Raw genomic sequence first — 25,791 nt, 5'->3', positions numbered from 1 at the left:
CTACTGATGATCCCCCTTGTAATTCTTTTTATAAAAAGAATGTCATGCATTATGTATCTATAGTATATTTTAATCTAAAATCGTGTAGTAATACAAGAGTTGTGTGCTCACTGTTAAGCTTGGTGAAAGGGAAATGACGAGATTCTTCCTATTTAAATTAAACGGAAAAAATATTTTTTAATCGAAGTATTTTCATGAATAGATGAACAATGAAATTTTTATGAGGCTCGTTTTTTATGAGGCGCTTATATAACATAAATTAGATCATATAAATCAATAAAAAAAGAAACACAGTTTGTGTTTCTTAACTTCGCTATAGGATGCTCAAGCTTAATTAGGGTATAAGTGATCCATCAGTGAACGCCGTTTCATTTCATTTTCCATCAGTTGGATGAATTCATAGCTAAGCTGTAGTTCGTTCGCTTTTTTATAAGACTCAATTAGTAATTCATCTGATAAATTTTCCAAACCGTGTCCCTCCATTTAATAGCATTCTAAGTCTGACACTTACATGCTTTTGTCCTTAACCACGATCTATTTCATTCTCTCTCTTTTATTTTTATTTATTATGGTTAATGTAGCATGAAATAGTTGAACGGACAAGTGTTAACTTATCTACAGATGACTGTTTATAACTTGTGGACAGCTTATCTACAAGATGTGCGTTTGTATTATTGATCTAGGTTTTGAGGTGTGGATTTTGTGAATAAAGTTATCCACAAAGGAATGTGTGTAGAAATTTGTCGAACGATTTATTAAAAAATGATGGAGGAACAGGTATAAATTAGTGCTTCATTTCATAAATAATGATATTTTGAAGATTTATGATAAATTTTTTGACGAATGAAAACATTTTGAAGTATAGTAGGGAAAATATTCCGGATGAGATTTTCTTGGAATGGACCTGATTCAAAATTGAACAAATCATTAAAATTGTATATCATAAGGAAAGATATAGGTTTTACGGAAATTATTTAATTGAGGTGGACAATCATTGCTAAAGAACTTTTTACCAAATGAACATGTAAAACGAGTATTAGATATTACTCCATCTAAGCTAAAAGAGATGGGGATTAAAGGAATTATTACCGATTTAGATAATACTCTTGTTGCATGGGATGTGAAAGATGCTACGCCAGAAATAATCAGCTGGTTTCAAGAAATGAAGGAACATGATATTAAAGTAACCATCATTTCAAATAATGACAGAGAAAGAGTCAGTGTATTTTCTGAGCCGTTAGAGGCTCCTTATGTATACAGTGCTAGAAAACCATTAATTCATGCCTTTAAACGAACTGCAAAGCAGATGAATCTATCCAAACAAGAGATTGTCGTAATTGGTGATCAACTAATGACAGATGTCCTTGGGGGAAATATGGCTGGATTTCATACGATACTGGTAGTACCAATTGTGGAAACAGATGGAAAGATTACAAGATTCAATCGGATGATGGAAAGACGGATATTGAATTGGATGCGCAAAAAAGGCATGATTACTTGGGAGGACTAAACATGAAAGCAATTTATTGTGAAGGCTGCGGAGTAGAGTTACAGTCAGAAAATAAGGAGAAAGCAGGCTACTTACCGAAAAGTGCATGGAACAATGAACATGTAATTTGTCAGCGCTGCTTTAGGCTTAAGCATTATAATGAAGTTCAAGATGTAGAATTTACTGATGATGATTATTTACGAATGATACATCAAATAAGTGACACAAATTGTCTCGTCGTTAAAATTGTTGATATATTCGATTTTAATGGAAGCTTTATATCAGGATTACAACGCTTAACTGGAAGTAATCCAATTATATTAATAGGTAATAAAGTAGATTTGCTACCAAAATCGACCAATCGAAATAAATTGATCCATTGGATGAAAAAAACAGCTAGCGATAATGGTCTGAAAGTTCAGGATGTTTTCTTAATTTCAGCTGCAAAAGGTCAAGGATTTCAGGAGGTAGAACAAGCAATTGAAGAAAAACGAAAAGGGCAAGATGTATATGTGGTCGGTTGTACAAATGTTGGTAAATCAACGTTTATTAATCAGTTAATCAATCGCTCGAGTGGAGTGGAAGATGCCATAACCACATCTTATTTTCCAGGAACAACCCTTGGTTTTATTCAAATACCATTGGATGATCATTCCTCTTTATTTGATACCCCAGGTGTAGTGAATCGATCTCAAATCGTCCATTACGTGACAGATAAAGACTTGAAATTAATTACACCTAAAAAGGAAATCAAGCCAAAGGTTTATCAGCTTCAAGATAAGCAGACACTCTTCTTTGGCGGATTTGCGCGACTCGATTTTGAAAGAGGAATGAAACAGTCCTTTATCGGTTATTTCTCCAATCAATTAATGATTCATCGTACGAAACTAGTGCAAGCAGATGAGTTTTATGAAAAGCATGTTGGAGAATTATTACAGCCACCAAGTGCTAAATCTTTAGAGCTTTTACCTCCACTGGTAAAGCAAACTGTCAAAATTCCACATGAAAGGACAGATATTGTCATTCCGGGGCTTGGTTGGGTAATGATTCCAGAAGGTGGTATTACGATTACTGTTCATGTACCGAAGGGTATCCATATATCGATAAGAAAGGCACTAATTTAATTAAGGGAGAGGGGAAATGATATGACCTTAAAGCTAGGTTTAATTGGTCATCCTATAAGCCATTCATTGTCTCCATGGATTCATGCAAAATTTATTGATTTAGCTGGTTTAAATGGGGAATATAAATTATATGAGGGTAATCCAAACCAATTACCTGATGTGTTAACACAATTAAAACAAAACAAAATAGATGGTTTTAATGTTACAATACCTTATAAACAAGTTGTTTTGGATTATTTGGATGAATTAGACTCGGATGCGGAAATATTAGGTGCCGTAAATACAGTAGTGAATCAACATGGTAAATGGAAGGGGTATAGCACGGATGGGGAAGGCTATGTACGTTCCATCATAGAGAGTTTTCCTAGTCTTTTAAACAAAGATACATCTGTGTTAATATTAGGAGCTGGGGGTGCAGCCAGAGGTATCTACCGAGCATTAGTACAGAAAAGGTTGAAGAGGGTGGATATTGCTAATCGCACACTTGACAAAGCGAAAGAACTATTACCATTAGGGAAAGATTTCACTCCTTCGGAAGTTTTAACCTTTCACACTGCTGAAAAAAATTTATCCCAATATGATTTAATTGTCCAAACAACCTCTGTTGGAATGAAACCAAAAGTTCAAGAGCAAATTATCCAACTAGATAATATAAGAAAAGATACTGTAGTTAGTGATATCGTGTACCAACCAATTATGACGAAAATTTTACAAGATGCAAAGGTTCATGGTGCGAGGATACATCACGGTCATGCCATGCTTTTATATCAGGGACAGCTAGCTTTTGAAAAATGGACAGGGAAAAAATTAGATGTCTCCCATCTTGTTGATGAATTGGAAGATAAGTTAAGAGGTGAATAATTTGAAATTAACAGGAAAGCAAAAACGCTTTTTACGTGCAGAAGCCCATCATTTGAATCCTATTTTTCAAGTAGGTAAGGATGGCGTCAATGATAATATGATCAAACAAATAGGGGAAGCACTCGAACGTCGAGAATTAATCAAAATTTCTATTTTGCAAAATTGTATGGAGGATAAAGATGAAGTTGCTGAATCATTAGCAGATGGTACAGATGCACATATCGTTCAAATTATCGGCAATATTATTGTCCTTTATAAAGAATCGGAAAATCATAAAGAAATCTTGTTGCCATAATAAGAGGTGAATTTAATGAGGAAAATTGGCCTGTTCGGTGGTACTTTTGATCCGCCACATTATGGACATCTAATTATGGCTGAACAAGTATATGAAGCATTACAGCTAGATGAAATCTGGTTCATTCCGACGAACCAACCACCACATAAGGAGAATGCAAAATCCAAAGGGATGCTCCGATATGAAATGATTCAAACAGCTATTTCAGATCATTCAGCATTTAAAGTGGATCCCATCGAATTAGAGCGAAATGGTAAATCCTATACGATTGATACGATTACCTTTCTGCAAAAAAAACATCCTGATGTATGTTTTTACTTTATTATAGGTGGAGACATGGTTGAATATTTGCCAAAATGGCATCGAATAGATGAATTAATCGAACTTGTGACGTTTGTTGGTGTGAAACGCCCTGGATACCAGTTAGATTCAAAATATCAAGTGTTGGAAGTGGATATGCCCTTAATTGACATTTCCTCCACGATGATTCGAGAGAGGGTAGCGAATAGTCAATCTATTCGGTACCTAACACCATCCTCTGTCAGAAAACTAATTGATGATACACGGTTATATCTGTCATAATTCTAATCATACAATGAAATAACTCGTCTTTGAAGATTGAAGGAGTAGTTTATGGAAAGAAAACAAGCTTTAGCATTAGTGAAAGAGCAGTTAAGACCAAAAAGGTATGAGCATACAGTAAGAGTAACAGATACAGCAATATCACTTGCTAGGCATTACAAGCTTGATGTAAAAAAAATAGAGATCGCCGCTATCTTTCATGATTATGCCAAATATCGTAATCCCAATGAGATGAAACGCTGGGTGCTCAGTGAAAAATTACCTCAAGATTTGTTAGAGTATGGGCCAGAGCTACTGCATGGTCCTGTCGGCTCTATTATGATCGAAAAGGAAGTTGGAATAAAGGATCCCGAGATACAAAGTGCTATTTATTATCATACGACAGGGAAGCGAAATATGTCTCTTTTCGATCAAATTATTTTTATAGCTGATTATATAGAGCCTGGCCGTTCTTTCCCAGGCGTAGAAGAAGTCCGTAGTGTGGTCTACCATGATATAAACAAGGCCTGCTGGCTGGCGGCAAGAAACACAATCGAATTTTTGATGGAGCACGAACAACCAATTTACCCCGATACTTTTCAGTTATATAATGAAGGTTTAGTAAAAACAGGGAGGAATGTTAATGGATAGTAAAGCATTAGTCGATTTAGTCGCAAAAGCATGTGACGATAAACGAGCGGAAAATATTGTAGTTCTAGATATGAAAGAGGTATCACTAATCGCCGATTATTTTTTAATCTGTGATGGATCAAATGAGCGTCAAGTTCAAGCTATTTCAAGAGAGCTTAAGGACGTAGCGGAGGAACAAGCTATTGAAGTAAAACGAATGGAAGGCTTTGATCAAGCAAGATGGGTATTAGTTGATTTAGGAAATGTGGTTTGTCACGTTTTTCATCGAGACGAACGTGTTTATTATAATTTAGAAAAGCTATGGGGAGATGCCCCACAATTAGAAGTGAAGCTGTAAGATGGCCTATTCTAAATTAGCTTATATCTATGATCTGTTAATGGAGGATGCTCCGTATGATGAATGGGAAGAGTTTATCCTTGATAACATAAAAAAACACCATCCTCATGCGAAGAAGGTCTTAGATCTTGGCTGTGGAACAGGTGAAATGAGTAATCGATTAGCAAGTAAGGGCTTCAGTGTTACAGGCATTGATTATTCAGAGGATATGTTGGCCTACGCACAGGCAGAAACAGAAGCACAGAACCTATCGGTAAGCTATCTTCATCAGGATATGCGTTCATTAGAAGGACTAGCACTTTTTGATGTTGTTATTAGCATTTGTGATGTTATGAATTATTTAACAGACGAAACAGATATAAAAAAAACACTCGAAAATATAGCTCATGTATTAAAAGATGATGGCATTTTCCTTTTTGATGTGCATAGCGTGAAGCATTTCAAGGAGAATATGGTGAATCAAACCTTCTCTGAGATCTATGATGATATATCCTATATCTGGTTTTGTGAAGAAGGGCAGTATGAAAATGAAGTGATTCATGACCTCACCTTTTTTATGGAAAAGGAAGGCGAAAATTTATATGAACGCTTCGATGAAATTCATTATCAGCGAACATTTCCTATAAAAACGTATCGAAGGCTTATATCAGAAGTAGGTCTAGAGATCATTGGTATTTTTACCGATTTTTCTAAAATAGAAAATAAGAATCCAGAAGCAGGCAATCGTATCTTTTTTGTCTGTAAAAAATAAGAACGTCCGTTAAGGACGTTTTTATTTTACGTTTGGAAAGCATAAAATTTTTGCAGAAGGTCGAGGCGGAGATTTTGAAGTTCAAAATTTAAACGCATCACTAAAAGACGAGCGAATGCGAAATTTTCTAATGGGGAAAATACCAATTGTACTTTTAATGTGTAATATGACTCATTTATTACCATATATTATGTTATAATTAGGATGATGTGATCATATAAAAAGGGAGATCCTTATGAGTAAATTGAGTAATTGTCTTCAGATGATTCAGCTTCTAATGGCTAGAAATAAAATGAAAATTGAAGAATTAGCAACAGAGCTTGAAGTGAAGCCTAGAATGATTCGTCAATATAAACAGGAGCTAGAGCTTGCTGGCATTTATATCGAAAGTGATCGAGGTGCGAATGGAGGGTATTATCTTGATAAAAAAACGATCCTACCAATTCGCAATTTTAGTTCTAAAGAGATTCAACATTTGCAAATTGCCGTGAAATCCTACCTATCTAGACAGCCAGAACATGAACATATGTTAAGTAATGCCCTTGATAAAATAAAAGCAGCCCAACGTGATGAAGCACTTAGTAGTAAGCATTTTTACTTTGCTAATGATTATTTGATTAATGACAAAATTGGGGGGATCAATCCGAACATTATCAACTGCTTTATCAATCCTTTAACCAGCGGAAAAAAGTTGAAATCACTTATACAGCAGCATCCACTAATAAAGTGACAAAACGAGTGATTCATCCATATGCATTTGTTCTCTATGATGAGAATTTATACTGTGTGGCTTTTTGTGAACGAAAGCAGGAATTAAGAACCTTCAAAATCATACGAATTCAAAACGTAGTAACGACAAATCATCTATTTTATCTTCCAGAGGAATTTGATATTCGTAAACAATTCCCACAGTTAGGATTTATAAAAGCTCCGATGAAGGTAGATCTGATTATTGAAACCCCTTTTTCCAACCAGGTAAAGGAGTCCATTTATAGTGATGATCAAATTATCGAAGAATTGCCAAATAACGCGATCCGCTTTCAAGCAACACTCAATGGCGACCAATCTATCAAGAAATGGATTCTAGGTATGGGCGCAAAAGCGAGAGTTATTGGGCCATCTTCACTCAAACAAGAAATAGAAAAAGAAGCCCATCTCCTTCTCGACCATTACCAAAACTAGTTCAATTATTTCCCTTTTATATTTTAAAAACTTACAATGAGAATAGACATATGTAAAAGGGTGGGTATAGCATGAAACTAAGTGTATTAGATCAAGCCCCCATTTCCAGAGGATCTGATCCAATCAAGACATTAGAAAATACAGTGGCTCTTGCCAAAAAAGCAGAGGAGTTAGGCTATTCTCGTTACTGGATGGCGGAGCATCACAATGCAAATGGATTGGCAAGCATCGCCCCGGAAATAATTATAGCTCGAATTGCTTCCACTACGAAGCGAATACGGGTTGGATCTGGTGGTGTACTACTCCCACAATATAGTCCGCTAAAGGTTGCAGAAACATTTTTGTCACTTGAAGCATTATTTCCAAACAGGATTGACCTTGGAATTGGTCGTTCACCAGGTGGTTCACAATTAACAAGGAGCGCCTTATTAGACGGGCTGCCAAGAGAAATGGGGGAATTTCCTAGACAGCTCTCAGATGTACAAGGTTTCTTACATAATACACTACCAAGAGAGCATTCATTTCGCCTGGTAAAAGCAGGTCCTAGAATAGATCAAGCTCCTAGGCTCTGGTTGTTAGGATTATCAGAGAGGGCGGCAATAAATGCGGGAAGATTAGGTATCGGCTTTGTATTTGGGCATTTTATTCGTCCAGACAATGGGGAAGGCATTCTTCGAACCTATGTGGAAAGTTTCCAAGCGTCTGAAACATTTGATCGACCAAATAAAATGATATGTATTTTTGTGGTTTGCTCGGAAACACAAGAAAAAGCTGAGGAGCTTGCACTAAGTCAAGATAAATGGCTACTCCAAGTTGGTCAGGGAAGAGACACCAAAGTCCCATCAGTGGAAGAGGTCAAAAAGAAACCATTCACTTCATCAGAATTAAAACAGATAGAAAAAAATCGAAAAAGATGCATTATTGGGACTCCAGAAAAAGTAAAAACAGAACTAACACGTTTAAGTAAGTTGTACAACACAGATGAATTCATGATTATTACGAATATTTATGATTTTAAGGAGAAGGTAAACTCCTACCGATTAATTGCTGAAGTATTTTCGCTTTAAGGGTAGTGTCCTACTATCTGTTTACAAATAGGTTAATTAGTTCCGCCATTTCTTTTGGGGATTGCTTCGTACCATTATTCAACCAGTCCTTAATTACATGAATGGCACCACTTATGATAAAAGTAATGAAATAATCAGTCCGATCAGACTTTTCCGTCACGGCGTGATCCATTAAAATTTGCTTTGCTATAATCATCACTCTCTTCTGAAAGCTTGTTCCCGTATTTTGGTTGAGCAAAGTTTGACATACATGCTTTTGTTCAATGATATATTCTAGAAGAGTTTCTGTAAGCTGAAGAGACTCTTCTTCCTTGGCAAAATTACATTCCGTTAAATGCTTATTCATTTCTTCTATAATTTCCTCTTCAATCTGATGCAATAAATCGAGCGGATCTTTATAGTGCGTGTAAAAAGTAGAACGATTAATATCCGCCTCCATACATATCTCTTTTACAGTTATTGCAGATAAAGGTTTCTGATTTAACAAATGCATTAAGCTATCCTTTAGCACCATCCGGGTATATTTTTTGCGTCGATCCAGCCTTACAGCCATTCTTAGAAGCCCTCCTTTTTTATTACAAAATAAATGTGAATTTTTTGTAACATTCCGACAAAAAATTAAAATATGTTGGAAATTAGACGTTATTTCTAAAACTGTTTGTTGATTAGGCAACACGGTGTCTATATAATGATATAGTGTAGTTTTAGATTTGGCAAGAGAGAGGATGATCCACGATTGATCTTTCAACAAAAATAATTAAAAACAAAAAAATTATCGTGGTTGTATTTATGGTAATTGCCTTGATTAGTTCGATCGCACAATTTGGCGTATCAGTTAATTATAATATGGTTGACTATTTACCAGAAGATGCACCGTCAATGACCGCAATGGACACAATGGAAGAAGAATTTGATGCAGCGGTTGCCAATACTCGAGTAATGATTAAAGATGTCACCGTCCAAGAAGCACTTGATTACAAAGAAAAGATAGCAGCAATTGATGGTGTAAGTGAAGTGATGTGGTTGGATGACGCTATTGATCTAAAGACACCATTAGAAATGGCAGATCAAGATACCGTGGAATCTTACTATAAACATAAGGATGCCTTGTTATCTTTTCATATTCAAGAAGGGGAAGAAGTAGAGGTAACAGATAAGGTATATAAACTTATTGGCGAAGAAAATGCTATGTCCGGAGAGGCGCTTAATACAGCAAATTCTCAAAAGATGGCTGGAACAGAATCTGCCTATGCTGCTCTCTTATTAGTCCCGATTATTATTCTTATACTTGTTATATCCACTAATTCCTGGATGGAGCCAGTCTTCTTTTTAACTGCGATTGGAGTATCTGTGCTTGTTAATATGGGTACAAATATTTTTCTAGGTGAAGTATCCTTTGTTACACAGTCAGTTGCACCAATTCTTCAACTTGCTGTATCGCTTGACTATGCCATATTTTTGCTTCATAGCTTCTCAGATTTTCGACAGGAAGGAAAAGAACCAGTAGAAGCGATGCGTATGGCAATAAAGCGATCCTTTCCTGCGATTACAGCAAGTGCTTCGACGACCTTCTTTGGTTTTATGGCACTCAGTTTTATGAATTTCGAGATTGGCTCTGATTTGGGGATAAACCTTGTAAAAGGAATCCTGTTAAGCTTTATCTGTGTAATGATTTTCTTACCTGCTTTAACATTAACCTTCTATAAATGGATAGATAAAACGAAGCACAAGCCCATTATTCCTGCATTTAAAAATATTGGAAAAAGTGTATTAAAACTAAAAATACCTGTGTTAATACTCGTTTTTTTAATGATTGTCCCAGCTTATTTAGGACAAAGCAATACCAACTTTATTTATGGTACGGGCGAACAGCCTGAAAATACAAGAATCGGGCAAGATGAACTCGCTATTGAACAAACCTTTGGAAAGAATACTCCAATGGTATTACTTGTACCAAAAGGTGACATTGCAAAAGAAGAAGAGCTTGTACAGGATTTAGAAAAATTAGAGGAAGTATCGAGCGTGTTAGCTTATGTCAATACAGTGGATCCTGTGATTCCTCCAGAATATTTAGAGGAGTCTGTGACAGAACAATTCTATTCTGATCAATTTGCGCGAATTATTTTGAATACAAATCAAGACGCTGAAGGGGAAGCTGCCTTTACTCTGATCGAAAAAGTAGAAGAAATGGCTTCAGGATATTATGGAGAAGATGTTTATTCACTTGGAGAAAGTATTACCTTATATGATATCAAAAACACGGTAGAGAAGGATAATCAACTAGTCAATCTTTTAACAATTATAACGATTGCAATCGTGTTATTGGTGACTTTCCGCTCGATCACTATACCTATTGTCTTATTGCTTACCATTCAATCATCGGTCTGGATTAATTTATCTGTTCCGTATTTCACCGATACACCACTTGTATATGTCGGATATTTAATAATAAGTACAGTACAATTGGCCGCAACAGTTGACTATGCGATATTGTTAACAGAAGCATACGAAAAAAACCGTAAAGAAATGCCTGCAGTTCAGGCTATTAAAAAGACGATCGATGAAAAAATCTTTTCCATTTTAATTTCAGCATCGATCTTATCAAGTGTTGGCTTTATATTAGCATGGACCTCCTCCAATCCGATTGTCTCATCGATTGGGTTATTACTCGGTAGAGGAACATTACTCGCATTTATTATGGTAGTCTTTTTCCTACCAGCTTTGTTAGTCATACTGGATAAGGTCATCGAAAAAACAACATGGAAACCAAACTTTTTTAAAGGGAAGGGATCATGATGAAATTTAGTAAATTCGTGATATTAATGATTATAGGTTTACTACTATTTTCCTTTTTACCAGTTTCTATTGCTGCTGAGCAAGGAAGCTATAAGACGAAAGATGAAGTAGTTTACACAACCTTAAATCCAAATGGATCACAGAAGGAAATGTATGTCGTTAATAGTTTTCAAATAAAGGAAAAAGGAGATCTCGAAGATTATGGCGATTATAAAAGTGTCAAAAATCTAACAGATTTATCTGAATTGTCATTAGCAAAAAATAAAGTTTCCTTTACTGCCTCAACTGATACCTTTTTTTATCAAGGAAATCTTGAGGAGAAGCCATTACCATGGAATTTTGATATCTCTTATCAGCTAGATGGTAAAGTTATACCGCCAGACCAGTTGTTAGGGGAGGATGGACACTTGAAAATAGAGATAGCTACCTCTAAAAATGAAAATGCAGGGGATATCTTTTATGAAAATTATTTATTGCAAATCGCCTTAACATTAGACACTTCGAAATATGAAAATATCATTGCAGAGGAAGCTACTGTAGCGAATGCAGGAAAAAATAAGCAGATAAGCTTCACGTTAATGCCAGAGCAAGAACAAACATTTGTCCTAGAAGCAGATGTAGTAGATCTAGAATTAAACGGGATCGAGATCTCAGCTGTTCCATCTTCTATGTCAATCGATTCACCAAACGTGGATGAAATGACAGAGGATTTCCAATCCTTATCTGATGCAACTGGAGAAATTAATGATGGTGTCGGTCAATTGCAGCAGGGTATCAGCGAATTAAATGATGGGGTGGCTAGCTTAGAAAATGGATCTAATCAATATCAGAATGGTATAAATGAGCTCGATAACGGTTCAGAGGAATTAATCAATGGCTCATCCGCAATAAATGAGGCATTAAGCAAAATGAAGGAATCACTAAATCAAGAGTTTGGAGCAGGAGACTTTACTGAGCTCATAAATGGGCTAAAGGAACTTGCAGATGGATTGGAGAGTACGGAGAAAGGCTTGTCTAGTTTACAAGAAAATTATGATAATGCGTATCAAGCTTTGGATCAAGCAATTACAGCAATTCCTGATTATGAAATTTCAAATGATGAGATTAATCAATTGAAACAAAGCACCGATGATGAAAAAGTGGTTGATAAACTAGTCGAAACTTATAAGCAAGCTCGTAAAACAAAAGCAACATATAAACAAGTTAAAGAAGCTTTTTCGGTGGTAAGTCCAACCCTAAAGGAAGTCAATGGTTCCCTTACGAAGATGGTGACTTCTTTAAGAACCATGTCAAAAGAAATCACGAATGCTACAGATCCAGCCAACATCGAACAATCGGTTACTAAACTTCAAGAAGGTGTGTCACAACTAGCTAGTAAATATCAGGAATTTCACAATGGGCTAAAGGAATATACGAATGGAGTTCATAAGCTTTCCAATACCTATACAGATCTGGATGATGGAATATCTGAATTAGGTGAGGGTACAGAGGAATTGGAAAACGGAGCGAAGGAGTTACACAACGGTACAACCGAATTAGCTGATTCTACAAGCGAGATTCCGGAACAAATGCAAAAAGAAGTAGACGAGATGATCAATGAATATGATAAATCTGATTTTAAGGCCATATCTTTTGTATCTGAGAAAAATGAAAAGGTAGGTACCGTTCAGTTTGTCATTAAAACAGAAGATATAAAGAAATCGGATGATAAAGAGGAAGAGAAAGAAGAAGAGCAAAAAGAGAAAAGTTTTTGGGACAAATTATGGGATTTATTCCGCTAAGTAATTGGAAAGTGGCACTATTATGTCACTTTCCATTTTTTATTTCACCTTTCTCTATCCCTTGTCATGACTAACGTTATGATATTTTTTATAAAAACAACTAACAATTTTCCATTATGACAAAAATAGTACCTAATTACCCCTTATACTGGAATCAAAATCAAGCTTAAGGGAGAAGGAATGGATGAAGGAAATTGTAACTACCTTACTCATATTGTTTGCATCACTTATTCTACTTGTAAGCTATAATGCTCGAAAATCGAACAGTTCTACTCAAACCAAGGCAAGAAAGATGGTACCAATAAAGGATTTTGCAAAAATGTACAGGAATCCGCAAGCCTATTATAATCATCAAATAATACTTACCGCAAAAGTGATCAAGGTTATTGAAAACAATAAAGGGATGACTTATCTACCTGTATATACAACCCTGAAAAAAGAACAAAATTTATTGATTTACATAAAACAAACAAAACTGAACGTAAAAGTTAATAATACTATCCGGGTAGTAGGGATTATTCGTAATCAATATGAAGGAAGAGGAAAAAAAGAATTGATGATAGCACCTTTAATAGAGGCTATTTCTATAGAAGTATTGGATTAAAGAAAGTAATGATAAGAGCAAGGTATGTTTAAAACTTTGAAATAGGTGAAAATACAATGGTGAGAACGTAGTATAGGAGGTAAGAAAATGTCAATTTTTTCAAAAGAAGCATTACTTGATCAACATATATTAATAACAGGTGCTACAGGTGGAATTGGCTCCGAGACAGCAAAAACAATTGCTAAAATGGGAGCAAAAGTAACCATTACAGGAAGAAATCAAAAAAGGCTAGTACAATTAAAAACAGAACTCGAAAATGTGACAACAAAGGATAAAATTCATGCAATAGAAGCAGATATCAATAATGAACAGGGAAGGTTAAACCTACTAACCAAATCAGAGGAAGCATTTGGCATAGTTTCAGGTCTAGTAAATTCAGCAGGAATAACGGGGGGAACAGTCGTTGAAAGTTTGAGTGAAGAGGAAGTCGAACATATTATGAGAGTCAATTATTTTTCTGCATTTAGTTTGACACAATCCATTTACCAAAAAATGATCAAAAGAAAACATGGTAATATAGTGAATATTGCTTCACTCTCTGGATTGAGAGGTACATATGGTAATAGTGCTTATGCAGCAAGTAAATTTGCTGTCATAGGATGGACTCAATCTATGGCTGTTGAAGCAATAAGGCATAACATTCGTGTTAATGCAGTCTGTCCTGGATTTGTTGATACGAATATGGCAAGAGGAATCATTGCTAAAAAAGCGGAGCGAAATCAAATCTCGTATAAGACTGCTATGAGAAATGCTAAGAATAGTATTCCATCAGGTGAGCTCACGACAACTCTAGAAGTCGCGAATACAATAGCTTTTCTTTTGACAGATGCTGCGAAGAACATAGTTGGTGAATCAGTGAAAATTTCAGGTGGAAGTGTTATGAGATAAATAATGTTGAAATTATGCCTTCATAATAGATTGGCTCACCTTCTTGGAGTTTTTATTCTTCCAACCAACCAAAGCTCTTTCCAAGGATTTGTCTATTTTCGCTATTTTCCATAATTGCTCGTAAATACTTTCATGATAAATCCTTTGCTGCTGATCAATCATTCCGAGAAAAAGAAGCCATCTTGCAAAATGATCCTGCAAGGGATTTATTATCTGATTTTGCCAAGCCTTTATTACCTTAGGCAGTTCAATGAAATGATATTCAAGCTGATTACTAAGAGAGTAATTATATACAGGTAAATATATGGAGTGAAATTTTGTTGTGTTTAAAAATAATGGGAATGTTAAAAACTTTATGATAATTATTTGCTGTTTGTGAGAATAATCTTCTTGTTTGTAATGAGGAGTATGAAAAAATTTGTGAATTATATTATCGAACAAGTGTAGAAAGTGTATTTCGATCAAGTAATCCTTATTTTTTTCCGTATTCGCATAATAGGTGATAGGTATTTTTTTTATTAATGTTAGTTTTTCTATCGGGTCTTTTTTAAATTTGGATAGGAGTAGTGCTTTAATAAAAGAAAAGAGTACTTCATCTTCTTGAATAATCTGAATAATGTCATCATTTAATGTAGAATATGTAAATCTTACGTGGCTCATCTCTGGTCCCTCCTTTAGCTATATTATTTTAGATACTGCTTTTTTAGTCAAATAGCCAAATATGGATTTGTTAAAATTACCATCTAGATTATTAGATATTTGATATGTAAGAACTCCTTTTAGACACCTGCATTTATCATAGATGAAAGCTTTTCATATTTTGGTTTGAAAAAGTTATGTTAAACTACATTTATATAATCTACTTATACTTCATATTGCCAGAAAGGAGAATCATTTATGAATTCATATATGAACCACGCCATTCGGCTTGCATTAGAAAATGTTCAAGAAGGAGGACAACCCTTTGGAGCCGTATTAGTCCGTAATGAGGAGGTTTTGGCGGAAGGTGTTAACGAATTACATCTTTATCATGACGTAAGCGGTCATGCTGAATTACTCGCTATCCGTCGAGCGCAAAAGAGGCTAAATACGAATGATTTATCGGGTTGTGTTATATATGCAAGTGGAGAGCCATGTGCCATGTGTTTGACCGCAATGTATTTTGCGGGGATCAATCAGGTTTACTTTTGTCAAAGTGTAGATGAGGCAACAGAGGTAGGATTAACGAAATCTAAGGAGATTTATCATGATCTTCAAAAACCAAAAAATCAACGATCCATCAAAATAGAACAATTATCCCTCGATAAAGGGCAGCTAGATCCAATGAAATTATGGAAAGAAAGTAATTAATTATTAGGCATAAAATGTTGTACATTCCTCATAAGGTTCTTTAACTACTAAATTATTAGGTAAAGACGGGAAGAGACAGGGTGGTGTGAAACGGTCTTATGAAAGGTGTAGGTTTAATATTAGAAGGTGGCGGTAGCAGAGGGGTTTTTACAGCAGGAGTGTTACAGTATTTAATGGAGCAAAATATATACATACCTTATGTGATGGGAGTTTCATCAGGTGCTTGTAATGGTTCCTCCTATATTTCCAGGCAGCTTGATCGTAATAGAAAGGTAAATATTGATTATGTGCAGCATCCAGATTATCTATCTTTAAAAAATTTGTTTACAAAAAAACAGCTTTTTGGGATGGATTTTTTATTCGAAACATTAATGAATGAATTAGAGCCATTTGATTATCCAACATTCCAAAAGGCGAAAGAAGAATTTGTTGTGGTAGCAACAGACTGTATTACTGGAACGCCAGTCTATTATTATAAATCGAAATATGCCCAAGAAATGATGACACTAATAAGAGCATCTAGTTCTCTGCCGCTGATTGCCCCAGCTGTTTCATTTGAGAATAGGGAGCTCTTAGACGGTGGGATAACCGATCCGATTCCAATTAAACAGTCGATGAAAGATGGAAATTCACGAAATATTGTTATATTAACTAAAAATCGAGGTTATTTTAAAAAAATGGAGGCATTTCATTGGCTCATAAAAAAGAAATATCAGGCATATCCCGCATTGTTAGCGGCTATCGAAAGGCGACATATTGTTTACAATGATGTACTAAATTATCTGTATGACCAAGAGAAAAAAGGAAATATTTTCCTTATTTGTCCAACCGAAAAACTCCGAGTGGGCAGAATGGAAAAAAACCAGAACAAATTAACGGATTTATATCAGCAAGGGTATGAAGAAATGAAAAAGCTTATACGGCCACTTAAAGAATTTTTAGAGGTGAAGCAAGAGGTTATTTAAGTTTCGAATAAGAGAATGGAAGCGTTTAGGAGTCGAAAGCTTTATCGATTTCCTAAACGCTTTAAGCACATTAATGAACCACTCAGAAAAAAAGGATAGGAATAAAAGACATCCACCATTTAACTTAGTCTAGCTATTTTCCTTCCGAATGTTATAAGAAATAGGAGCAAAAGTAGCCCACTTATTACATAAAAAAAGCTTGTGGTTGGAGCAAATTGAATAAATAATCCACCGATTGATGGACCAGTTAAGCTTCCTATGCTAAAAAATATACCACATAGAAGGTTACCTGTAGGCAAGAGGTTCCGCGGCATCAAATCAGTCATGTAGGTAATTCCTATTGAAAACATGGAACCAACAAACATCCCAGCGGTAAATAAGCAGACTAGTAGTACATAAAAATAATCCTCCATTAATCCAGCCACTGTAAAACAGAGAAAGCCAACCAGCAGGACAATAGTAACCAACCTTTCTCTACCAAGCTGATCCCCGATAATACCAAGTGGAAGCTGGAAGACAATCGCTCCTATAGAAAAAGCAAATAGTAATGCAGAAACGTGACTTACCTCTATTCCAATTCGTAAAGCATACACTGGAAAGTTCCCATTTAAAGAAGTTTCTAAAAATCCATAAGCAAATGGTGGTAAAAAAGCGATCCATGCATACCTCCAAGCTTGACCAAATCGCCTAAATGTATCTCGAAAAGAGCTCATCGTTAAGTCTTGTTCAGGTAGTTCATTTCGAAGGATAAATAATAAGAACCAACCTACTAGACTAAACCCAGCTGAGATAAGAAATGGCAAGCTTTCATGAATATTAACAAGTGGTACCATCAAAGGTCCAACAGCAAATCCTATTCCAAAAGATAATCCATACAGAGCAATATTTCGTCCCCTCTTTTGTTCAGGAGAGAATTCGGTAATCCAAGTTTGAGCAGTAAAATTAACGGCATTATCACCAATACCAATTATCATTCTTAAGAAAAACCAATACCAAAATGATTGCCATAGTGAAAATAGTACGAGCGAAATTAGTACAAGCAATCCTCCTATAACTAGAAGAGGCTTATACCCAAACTTTCTTAATAGAGGCTCCATGAATGGAGAAGTAAATAAAATACCAATATACAATGCCGTAGAATTGATTCCGTTTAAAAACGAAGAGAGCCCACTATTTTCAAATATAACTGCAATTAATGGAAGAAGCATGCCCTGACTAAAGCCTGCAACAGCTACAACAATAACTAAAATGGTTAATCGTAACTGATTATTCATGATTATCCCTTCACCTTTCTTAAGATATCGGTACTTATCATACAGGAAAAAGATGCTATCTTTCAATAGAATGGACTTTTCTACAAAATTTTAGTCAATTTAGAATACTAGCAATGTAAGACAGGCTGTTGTATGATAATGATACTGTCATTTAAAGGAAAAGTTAGGTGAGATATAATATGAAAAATACAGGATTAGTGTTAGAAGGTGGAGGAAGTAGAGGGGTTTATACAGGTGGTGTTTTACAATATTTAATGGAGGAAAATATCTATATTCCATATGTTATTGGAGTCTCGGCAGGTGCTTGTTGTGGATCCTCCTATATTGCACGACAGATAGACCGAAATAAGCGTGTAAATATTGATTATGTCAGTCACCCTGAATATCTATCTTTTCGAAATTGGATTACGAAACGTCAGTTATTTGGAATGGATTTTATTTTTGAAACATTGCCAAATGAGCTAGTCCCATTTGACTTCGAAACGTTTCATCATGCAAAGGAGGAGTTCGTAGTTGGTGTGACAGATTGTGTGACAGGTGATGCACTGTTTTACCGCAAATCAGATTATGCGCAGGATATGATTACTCTTCTTCGAGCATCTAGCTCGTTACCTTTAGTTGCACCGGCTGTCCATTTCGATAATCGTGTATTAATGGATGGAGGCATCACATCACCGATTCCGATTAAGCAGTCGATGAAAGAGGGAAACAATAAAAATGTGGTGATTTTAACACGAAATAGAGGTTATTATAAGAAACCGCAATCCTTTAATTGGTATATTCGAAAAAAATACCGTCAGTATCCCGGATTACTTGAGGCAATTCAGAAAAGACATTCCGAATATAATGACACGTTGAACTACCTTTACGAAGAAGAGAAAAAAGGTAATGTATTTATTATAAATCCGACAGAAAAATTGCAAGTAGGGCGAGTGGAAAAAAATAAAAATAAATTAATGGATTTATATCAAAAAGGCTATCATGATGTAAAAAAACTTGGAGAGCCTCTTAAAGAATTCTTGTCATCCTAAGGAGGTAGCGATGGATACGATTATTTTTGATGTAGATGACACTTTGTATGATCAGGCATTATCCTTTCATACAACATTTAGAAAGCTAATAGGGGATCATTTTTCATATAAAGACATCGATCAGATATACAGAGCTAGCCGTCATTATAGTGAAATGCTTTTCGATCAATCTGAGCGTGGAGAGATAACGGTATTCGATTGGCAGATCGGACGCATTATTCGTGCATGTGAGGACTTTGAAATACCGCTTGATCAAGAGAAGGCTACTACATTTCATCATTTCTATGCAAGAGAGCAAGCGAATATCAAGCTTTTTCCGGAGGTAATAGAGCTATTTGATTTATTGAAGCAAAGTAGCAAACAGTTAGCTATATTAACAAATGGAGAGACAGACCATCAAAGCATGAAGATCAAGCAATTACAGCTTAATCAATGGGTATTAAGCAAGCATATTTATATTTCTGGTTCCTATGGCTATGCTAAACCAAAAAAAGAGATTTTTAAGATAGTCGAAGAAGAATTAGCCTGTAATCCGAACGAAACGGTGTATGTTGGAGATTCTTATGAGAAAGATATTATTGGTGCAAAGCAAGCAGGGTGGAAGGCTGTATGGTTTAATCATCGAAACAGGGAAGTCCCGAAAAATAGTAGATGGTATGCTGATAAAGAAGTGCATAGTGCAAAGGAGCTTTTAGCATATTTTCAAAAGCTAGATAGCTTACAGTGTTAATAGTCCGAATTGATTTAGGAAGTGTTAGGAGTCTTAATGATGCATTATTTTATTAAGTTAAATATAATTAGCATGCTCTATGCTGTAGTGATTTGGTTCCCTCTCGAGCTTATATTAAACACATACAGAATAAGTAGATGGTTATCATCGGAAGTGAACGATGTCCAAAAATGGATGATTGGCATTATAATTGTCGAGTTAATAGTTGGTTCCATTCTGATTATCAATTTATCTAAAAGATGGCTAACGGAAAGGAAGGCTAATTTTTGGACACTTGTCCTTTGGATTCCTTATTTTATACTTCTTATTTATCATTGTGCGGTTTTATTTCCAGTAACAAATGAGGGAGATACACCGTCTCCTGTCACAGGTCTCTTCTTAATAGGTGGGTTCATAGTGTATCCAGTTTATATATTAATATTAAACGCTGCAAGTATCACAAAAGAGGCTGCCTAACAGCTTCGGTTGTATTATTTTAACCATCTATCCTTTAGGAGAGCGGCCTGTTCCAATGTATGCAAAGATTTAATATATAAATCGAGAATATCTGGATAATAATGCGCTTGATCCTTAAGAAAATAGTAAAGGACTTTCCAATCTTTATACCAATCTCCGGTCTCTGCAGGCTTGTGCTGAACATCCTCCCAAGCACTTTGTAACTTAGGGCTATATAAGGGAAATCCTTTTCCTAGCCTTTCACTCTGGAATAGATTAGGAAAGAAATCTTCTCGTGATCCTGTGTGCGGGTGTTGACAAGCCATTGTCAGGATTTTTTGAAAATAAGTAGGATCAAATAAAATTTCATATAAGCGTTTCCCTAATAATATTCGCTTATCTAATGCAGCGAAATGATTGACAGCTTGCCCGACTAACCTCGTCCTACTCCCATCTTGATATGGAAAGAGGATCATATTTAATTGTAATAATTCTTGGAATTTAATTTCGGCTAGTTCCAACAGATTTGCACGATAATTGGAGTTGTGAATCACTCGATTTTCAATATAATGTTGTTCATTTATAATGAGAGCTACAGACAGCAATTCTTTATCATGATAAGAATAAAAAGTATTCCAAATGGTCTGCATAAAAACAGATACACCGAAACAGGGTAAAAGATGGAATAAATTCCTCCCACTTTTCTTAGCTTCTTTATATAATAAAAGCTGTGGATAGGCATCCTGAAAGATTAACCAATTACTTCGCTCTAAATAGTTAAAAAAATATTCCTGTTGCTTATCGGTAAGTAGCTCGGATAAATAGCTCCCCTTTAAATCTGTCATGTTCCAACCACTATTCCTTGAGACCATATGTGCTAGAAACGCCCATTGTATTTCCGGAAATGCTTGAAAAAATTGAAAATAAGCATTTGTTCTTGTAATATTGTTTTGATTTTTTTCATTTACTTTTCTTTGAATGGCTTTGACTAATTCTTGCTCTTTAGCATTAGGATGAATGGGTATCTGTCTCGATTGTAATGCTCTTTTGAGACACTCTAATTTCAGTGGTAGTTTTCTGGAATGACCCAAAATGGCTCTTCCTCTCCATGCAAAACATGATCATTACTATTTAGGATATCCAGCCGTTTTAAGGTTCATACCAAAAATATGCTAAACTGAGAGCAGTGAAACTAACATCATTCCTAAATCGTACATAGATGAAGAGAGGAAGGTGAATTGATGAATAAATTTCCTGATGATATTAACTTTTGCTTTCCTTGGCGAAGCTATCAAGGAGAAGTGTTAAATAATTTAGACGAGCATTTGGCTAATCGACATCTTCATCTCGTAGCTCCACCTGGTTCAGGTAAAACGGTGTTAGGACTAGAAGTTATGCGAAGATTAAACAAAGCGACACTTATCATTGCTCCAACGATTGCCATACGGAACCAATGGGCAGACCGCTTTACAGAGCTATTTTTGCAAAAAAAAGAACGTCCTAATTGGATTTCAACAGATATAAAAAATCCATCATTTCTAACGATTACCACTTACCAAGGGATTTTTGCTTTATTTCATAAAATGGAGCAAGGGGCAGAAGAGCCTGAACTGGATGATCTTGAAGAAGAAGAGATCTACATAGAAGATCAATCAAAATACGAATCGATTAACAGACTTTTTCAACAAAACTTTCAAACATTGATCTTGGATGAATCTCATCATTTACGGACAAGTTGGTGGAAAACAACGATTCATTTACGAGATCAATTAGAAAATCCAGCCATTGTTGCTTTAACTGCCACCCCTCCTTATGATGTGGGAAAGACAGAATGGGAAAACTACATAGCACTCTGTGGTCCAATCGATGAGGAAATTGAAATTGCGGCATTAGTAAAAGAAGGAGATTTATGTCCACACCAAGATTATGTCTGGGTCTCCTCCTTAACAAAGAAAGAAAAGGAGCCGATTGATACTTTTCATCAACAGGTATCACAATTTCAAGAAAAGTTAATGCAAAATCAATCCCTCCAAGCATTAATGGAGCATCACCCGTGGATGAATTATGGAGAACACCTAGAAGAGAAGCTTGCTAATTATCCATATTTTATAAGCATGATTCTTTATTTGCGTGCAGTCGATAGTGCATATTGGGAAAAACCCTTTTTAGTAATGGAGGAAAAAGTAGAAAAGCTTCCTTCCTTTGATCGGCACTGGCTAGAGGAATTGTTAAGCAATCTACTATATAAAGATAAGTATGTGAATCCAAAGGAAGAGCCGTTAAAAAGTATCAAAAAACAATTATCTCATATTGGATCTATTGAACATAGAAAAATAAAACTTCGTGCAACAAGAGCAATGCAAAGAACTCTTTTACATAGTGCCTCCAAGCTTGATAGTATTGTCGAAATTGTCCAATTAGAGAAGCAATCCCAAAAGAAAAATCTACGAATGGTAATATTAGCAGATTATATTTATCAGGACGATTTGCCAAAGGCAAATGAGGAAGCGCAGCCACTTATCCGACTAGGAGTCATTCCAATATTTGAAAAGCTTCGTCGTCAACTGGACACTTCTTCCAAATTAGGAGTCCTAACAGGCTCTGTAGTTATAATTCCTAATGAGACGATACATTTATTAGAAGAAGCCTCATTAGATTTCTCTGTCAAACAATTGGACCATGATCCTCACTATGCTCTCATCAGTTGGAAGGGCTCATCTCGACAAAAAATGGTAAAAGTAATGACTGACATTTTCTCGAACGGGGATATTGATGTTTTAATTGGGACGACAGCATTACTTGGTGAAGGATGGAATGCACCGAGTGTAAATACATTAATTCTAGCTTCGTATGTAGGTAGTTTTATGCTGACCAATCAAATGAGGGGACGCGCTATTCGAACAGAGAATGGGAATGAAGAAAAAGTTGCGAATATTTGGCATCTTGTTTGTGTGGATCGAGGGATAAGTGATGGTGGATATGATTTTCAATCCTTGACTCGTCGGTTTGATTCACTAACAGGTGTTGATGCAGAAATAGCTGTCATTCAATCAGGAATCCAACGACTTAGAATGCTAGCACCACCTTTCCGACAACAAGATATACACGAAACAAATAAACTAATGAAGAATCGTGCAACAAATAGAAGCCGTTTATTTGCAAAATGGCGTGAAGCAGTAGCGAAAGGAGAAAAGAAACGAATTGAAATGGGAGTGAGCCAAAAAAATTTACCTCCACTATTTATGTTCCGAAACACATTGAAATCATTAATCATTATGTCTGTCGTAATCCTGGCAAGTGCTTTTGTCGAAATGGGGGAATATGGCTATTACACCTCATCTTTGGAAGAAATCATAGTAACTTTATGTATCGGATTTTTGTTAGGGCTGTTGTTCTCAGCACCTTATTGGTGGAAGGCATTAAGAATATATATTTTCAATTCCTCCTTAGAATCAAGAATGAAACAATTAGCTGAAACCATCTACTTGACATTATATGATATTGGGCTCCTTCATACTTCGTTGGATAGAAATAAAATTATCATTAATAAAGGAGACGATGGTAGTTTATCTTGTTATTTGGAACAAGGAACTACCTATGAACAAAAAGTATTCATTGATGCTTTACAGGAATTATTAGATCCCATTGATAATCCAAGATATCTTTTACATCGTCAATCGGGAAAACGTTTATGGGTTCGTCATGACTATCATGCCGTTCCTGAGGAGATTGGTAGAAAGAAAGAGTATGTAAAAAAATTACTAGCTAGATGGAATAAACAGATCGGTAGTGCAAAAATGATCTACACTAGAACACCAGAGGGAAGAAGGCTTTTGTTAAAGGCGAGACTTAAAGCGATGTCGAGTAAATTTGTCAAACGGTCAGAAAGAAAAAGTATTTGGAGTTAGTAGATTGAAAAACGAAGGCTATTGTCATAAGACATGTTTAAGCCTTCGTTTTTATGAGAGATTAGATTTTAAAACGACTCACATTTTCCTGTAGACCTTGTGCCATATTGGCTAAAGTTCTTGTAGCTGCGGAAACTTCTTGAATTGTTGCGGTTTGTTGTTCTGTTGCACTAGCAACCTCTTGAGAATGGACAGATGTATCCTCACTAATGTTCGTAACATGTTCCATAGAGTGTATTAATTTTTGACGAACAGAAATCAATTGCTCAAGCGAATTGGTCACTTGATGAACCCTTTTTTGAACACTTGCAACCGAATCGGTGATTTGATCAAAAGCATTATTGGTTTCCATTACTAATGAAGACCCTTTTTGCACAGCTTGATTACTGCTTGTCGTCGATTCGATTGCTTCTTGCATGGTCGACTGAATTAAATCAATTAAATGATTGATTTGTTGTGCAGATTGATTTGATTCTTCTGCTAATTTTCTTACCTCTTCAGCTACAACGGCAAAACCTCTCCCATGTTCTCCAGCACGTGCAGCTTCAATTCCTGCATTTAAAGCTAAAAGATTGGTCTGCTCTGCAATATTAGTTATCATATCTACTATTTTGTTGATTTGCGTGGCGTGGCTTTCAAGACTTTTCATAATCGATGTTGTTTTTTCGGAATTTTGATTGATGATCTCCATCTGTTCATTAACACTTCTCACGGAAGCTAATCCGTCTGAAGAAAATTGATGTGCTTTTTCTGAGGAGCTAATCACTCGCCCCATTCCCTCAGAGATTGCATCAATATCCTCTGAGATATTCGTAACATTTTCTGTTGCTTCTTTTACACTTACTAATTGTGTATGGGAATCATTTGATATTTCTTGAATTGTCTTAGCAATTTGTTCTGTCGTATAGGCTGTTTCGTCCGCATTGGCACTCAGTTGCTCACTTGATGCTGCAACACTTTGAGATGTGTCGATTAAGTTAGTAATCAATGTAAGGAGATCCTCCTTCATCTGAATAAAGCGATTTTGAAGTGTCCCAATTTCATCCTTTCGCTTTGTTTTCATAATAGAGGATGTCAAGTCTCCTTTGGCAATTTTATCAGCAACGTTCGTTAATTTCGTTATTGGAGTAACAATCCTTTTTGACATAATCAAGGCAAATATAATCGTTCCAGTAAGTAGAATAATGGTAGAAATAATCGCAAAAAGAATAATGGATTGGATAGTTGATTTTAATAGTATCTGTGCATGCTGATAATTCTCTTCGACCATTAATTGTAAAAGATGGATATCGTTTTGAATACCGTGTGTACGGATTGATTGACGTTTTGCTTCTGCACTATCCTTAACTTCTAATGCAAGCACAACATCCTCTGATAGTTGTTGAAATTTTTCATCTATTAATGTTAATTGATCTTTTTCAGATTTCGTGCTTCCTTGCTCTAATAGATTAAGATAAGATTTCGTACTTTCTAATTTGGACTGAATGGATTCTGCTGCAGCATCTGTTCGATTTAAGGAGAAGCTCATCAGCTCTTGTTCCACTGATAGAATAGAGCTATTAACCTTCTCGACATTGACTAATTGTTCTACTTTTTCTGAATTAGATGATTGAATATTCATCATTTGAACAATGATCAGTCCGATAATAATGGTAGAGCTGATAATAGGTAAAAATGCAATTAGTCCTAACTGATATTTTAATTTCATTGA

At 35.6% G+C, this 25,791-nt stretch carries 27 protein-coding genes; 21 read left to right on the top strand and 6 right to left on the bottom strand.

Annotated features, from left to right (window positions below; translation table 11 throughout):
- Positions 1-330: 330 nt before the first annotated feature.
- Positions 331-468: a sporulation histidine kinase inhibitor Sda gene (sda, locus tag ACZ5R4_RS03975; RefSeq protein ID WP_109984103.1), complete on the bottom strand. Its 138-nt coding sequence runs from the start codon at positions 466-468 to the stop codon at positions 331-333.
- Between the two features lie 526 nt (positions 469-994).
- On the opposite strand from sda, the gene ACZ5R4_RS03970 reads away from it, so the two are divergent.
- The 11 genes from ACZ5R4_RS03970 (at position 995) to ACZ5R4_RS03920 (ending at position 8,318) form a co-directional block, all read left to right on the top strand.
- The gene (locus tag ACZ5R4_RS03970; RefSeq protein WP_109984104.1) at positions 995-1,510 is read left to right on the top strand and encodes a YqeG family HAD IIIA-type phosphatase; all 516 of its coding nucleotides are present in this window, start codon (positions 995-997) and stop codon (positions 1,508-1,510) included.
- A 2-nt stretch (positions 1,511-1,512) separates the two neighbouring features.
- Positions 1,513-2,613 carry a ribosome biogenesis GTPase YqeH gene (gene yqeH, locus ACZ5R4_RS03965; RefSeq protein ID WP_109984105.1) on the top strand — a complete coding sequence of 367 codons (1,101 nt, stop codon included), beginning with the start codon at positions 1,513-1,515 and terminating at the stop codon, positions 2,611-2,613.
- Between the two features lie 21 nt (positions 2,614-2,634).
- The gene (gene aroE / locus ACZ5R4_RS03960) at positions 2,635-3,474 is read left to right on the top strand and encodes a shikimate dehydrogenase (protein WP_109984106.1); all 840 of its coding nucleotides are present in this window, start codon (positions 2,635-2,637) and stop codon (positions 3,472-3,474) included.
- 1 nt (position 3,475) lies between these two features.
- Positions 3,476-3,769: a ribosome assembly RNA-binding protein YhbY gene (yhbY, locus tag ACZ5R4_RS03955; protein ID WP_054787771.1), complete on the top strand. Its 294-nt coding sequence runs from the start codon at positions 3,476-3,478 to the stop codon at positions 3,767-3,769.
- A gap of 15 nt (positions 3,770-3,784) precedes the next feature.
- Positions 3,785-4,351 (top strand): nicotinate-nucleotide adenylyltransferase, encoded by a 567-nt coding sequence (locus ACZ5R4_RS03950; protein WP_109984107.1) that lies wholly within the window; start codon positions 3,785-3,787, stop codon positions 4,349-4,351.
- A gap of 51 nt (positions 4,352-4,402) precedes the next feature.
- Positions 4,403-4,981, top strand: a complete 579-nt coding sequence (gene yqeK / locus ACZ5R4_RS03945; protein WP_054859215.1) for a bis(5'-nucleosyl)-tetraphosphatase (symmetrical) YqeK — start codon at positions 4,403-4,405, stop codon at positions 4,979-4,981.
- On the top strand, positions 4,974-5,318 hold the full coding sequence (gene rsfS / locus ACZ5R4_RS03940; protein ID WP_054787768.1) for a ribosome silencing factor: 345 nt from the start codon (positions 4,974-4,976) through the stop codon (positions 5,316-5,318). The genes yqeK and rsfS overlap by 8 nt, the downstream gene beginning before the upstream one ends.
- A gap of 1 nt (position 5,319) precedes the next feature.
- On the top strand, positions 5,320-6,069 hold the full coding sequence (locus ACZ5R4_RS03935; protein WP_054859217.1) for a class I SAM-dependent DNA methyltransferase: 750 nt from the start codon (positions 5,320-5,322) through the stop codon (positions 6,067-6,069).
- A gap of 235 nt (positions 6,070-6,304) precedes the next feature.
- Entirely contained in the window at positions 6,305-6,799 is a 495-nt protein-coding gene (locus ACZ5R4_RS03930; RefSeq protein ID WP_109984108.1) for a helix-turn-helix transcriptional regulator, read from the top strand.
- Positions 6,727-7,251, top strand: a complete 525-nt coding sequence (locus tag ACZ5R4_RS03925) for a helix-turn-helix transcriptional regulator (RefSeq protein WP_464368467.1) — start codon at positions 6,727-6,729, stop codon at positions 7,249-7,251. Before ACZ5R4_RS03930 ends, ACZ5R4_RS03925 begins: the two co-directional genes overlap by 73 nt.
- A 71-nt stretch (positions 7,252-7,322) precedes the next feature.
- Positions 7,323-8,318, top strand: a complete 996-nt coding sequence (locus tag ACZ5R4_RS03920; protein WP_109984110.1) for an LLM class flavin-dependent oxidoreductase — start codon at positions 7,323-7,325, stop codon at positions 8,316-8,318.
- 13 nt (positions 8,319-8,331) lie between these two features.
- On the opposite strand, the gene ACZ5R4_RS03915 is transcribed toward ACZ5R4_RS03920, so the two are convergent.
- Entirely contained in the window at positions 8,332-8,871 is a 540-nt protein-coding gene (locus ACZ5R4_RS03915; protein WP_464368086.1) for a TetR/AcrR family transcriptional regulator, read from the bottom strand.
- 236 nt (positions 8,872-9,107) lie between these two features.
- On the opposite strand from ACZ5R4_RS03915, the gene ACZ5R4_RS03910 reads away from it, so the two are divergent.
- From ACZ5R4_RS03910 to ACZ5R4_RS03895, 4 genes are all read left to right on the top strand, one after another.
- Entirely contained in the window at positions 9,108-11,114 is a 2,007-nt protein-coding gene (locus ACZ5R4_RS03910) for an efflux RND transporter permease subunit (RefSeq protein WP_277678442.1), read from the top strand.
- Positions 11,115-11,140: 26 nt separating this feature from the next.
- Entirely contained in the window at positions 11,141-12,895 is a 1,755-nt protein-coding gene (locus ACZ5R4_RS03905) for a YhgE/Pip domain-containing protein (RefSeq protein WP_464368085.1), read from the top strand.
- A gap of 184 nt (positions 12,896-13,079) precedes the next feature.
- Positions 13,080-13,499: a hypothetical protein gene (locus ACZ5R4_RS03900; protein ID WP_054859220.1), complete on the top strand. Its 420-nt coding sequence runs from the start codon at positions 13,080-13,082 to the stop codon at positions 13,497-13,499.
- An 87-nt stretch (positions 13,500-13,586) separates the two neighbouring features.
- A complete protein-coding gene (locus ACZ5R4_RS03895) occupies positions 13,587-14,387 on the top strand; it encodes an SDR family NAD(P)-dependent oxidoreductase (protein WP_277678431.1) in 801 nt (266 codons plus the stop codon).
- Between the two features lie 12 nt (positions 14,388-14,399).
- On the opposite strand, the gene ACZ5R4_RS03890 is transcribed toward ACZ5R4_RS03895, so the two are convergent.
- On the bottom strand, positions 14,400-15,047 hold the full coding sequence (locus tag ACZ5R4_RS03890; RefSeq protein ID WP_054859221.1) for a PD-(D/E)XK nuclease family transposase: 648 nt from the start codon (positions 15,045-15,047) through the stop codon (positions 14,400-14,402).
- A gap of 237 nt (positions 15,048-15,284) precedes the next feature.
- Here ACZ5R4_RS03890 and ACZ5R4_RS03885 point away from each other — a divergent pair, with 237 nt between their 5' ends.
- Positions 15,285-15,737: a nucleoside deaminase gene (locus tag ACZ5R4_RS03885; protein ID WP_054859222.1), complete on the top strand. Its 453-nt coding sequence runs from the start codon at positions 15,285-15,287 to the stop codon at positions 15,735-15,737.
- A 98-nt stretch (positions 15,738-15,835) separates the two neighbouring features.
- A complete protein-coding gene (locus ACZ5R4_RS03880; protein ID WP_109984116.1) occupies positions 15,836-16,702 on the top strand; it encodes a patatin-like phospholipase family protein in 867 nt (288 codons plus the stop codon).
- Between the two features lie 119 nt (positions 16,703-16,821).
- On the opposite strand, the gene ACZ5R4_RS03875 is transcribed toward ACZ5R4_RS03880, so the two are convergent.
- The gene (locus ACZ5R4_RS03875; protein ID WP_109984117.1) at positions 16,822-17,976 is read right to left on the bottom strand and encodes an MFS transporter; all 1,155 of its coding nucleotides are present in this window, start codon (positions 17,974-17,976) and stop codon (positions 16,822-16,824) included.
- A 179-nt stretch (positions 17,977-18,155) separates the two neighbouring features.
- On the opposite strand from ACZ5R4_RS03875, the gene ACZ5R4_RS03870 reads away from it, so the two are divergent.
- Genes ACZ5R4_RS03870 through ACZ5R4_RS03860 form a run of 3 tightly spaced genes read left to right on the top strand, consistent with a single transcriptional unit; the run spans position 18,156 to position 20,193 of the window.
- Positions 18,156-19,007 carry a patatin-like phospholipase family protein gene (locus ACZ5R4_RS03870; RefSeq protein ID WP_109984118.1) on the top strand — a complete coding sequence of 284 codons (852 nt, stop codon included), beginning with the start codon at positions 18,156-18,158 and terminating at the stop codon, positions 19,005-19,007.
- Between the two features lie 10 nt (positions 19,008-19,017).
- Positions 19,018-19,737, top strand: a complete 720-nt coding sequence (locus ACZ5R4_RS03865) for an HAD family hydrolase (RefSeq protein ID WP_109984119.1) — start codon at positions 19,018-19,020, stop codon at positions 19,735-19,737.
- Positions 19,738-19,776: 39 nt separating this feature from the next.
- Positions 19,777-20,193, top strand: coding sequence for a hypothetical protein (locus tag ACZ5R4_RS03860; protein ID WP_054859226.1), 417 nt, complete (start codon positions 19,777-19,779; stop codon positions 20,191-20,193).
- 14 nt (positions 20,194-20,207) lie between these two features.
- Here the strand turns inward: ACZ5R4_RS03860 and ACZ5R4_RS03855 are convergent, their stop codons facing one another.
- Complete coding sequence (locus tag ACZ5R4_RS03855) at positions 20,208-21,263, bottom strand: DUF2515 family protein (protein WP_054859227.1); 1,056 nt, start codon at positions 21,261-21,263, stop codon at positions 20,208-20,210.
- 150 nt (positions 21,264-21,413) lie between these two features.
- On the opposite strand from ACZ5R4_RS03855, the gene ACZ5R4_RS03850 reads away from it, so the two are divergent.
- On the top strand, positions 21,414-24,080 hold the full coding sequence (locus ACZ5R4_RS03850; RefSeq protein ID WP_464368084.1) for a DEAD/DEAH box helicase family protein: 2,667 nt from the start codon (positions 21,414-21,416) through the stop codon (positions 24,078-24,080).
- A gap of 61 nt (positions 24,081-24,141) precedes the next feature.
- Here the strand turns inward: ACZ5R4_RS03850 and ACZ5R4_RS03845 are convergent, their stop codons facing one another.
- A complete protein-coding gene (locus tag ACZ5R4_RS03845; protein WP_054859232.1) occupies positions 24,142-25,788 on the bottom strand; it encodes a methyl-accepting chemotaxis protein in 1,647 nt (548 codons plus the stop codon).
- Positions 25,789-25,791: the final 3 nt, after the last annotated feature.

Source organism: Gracilibacillus sp. JCM 18860 (genome assembly GCF_055395245.1).
Note: the sequence above shows the minus strand (reverse complement) of the source record. Positions and strands in the feature narration are given on the sequence as shown.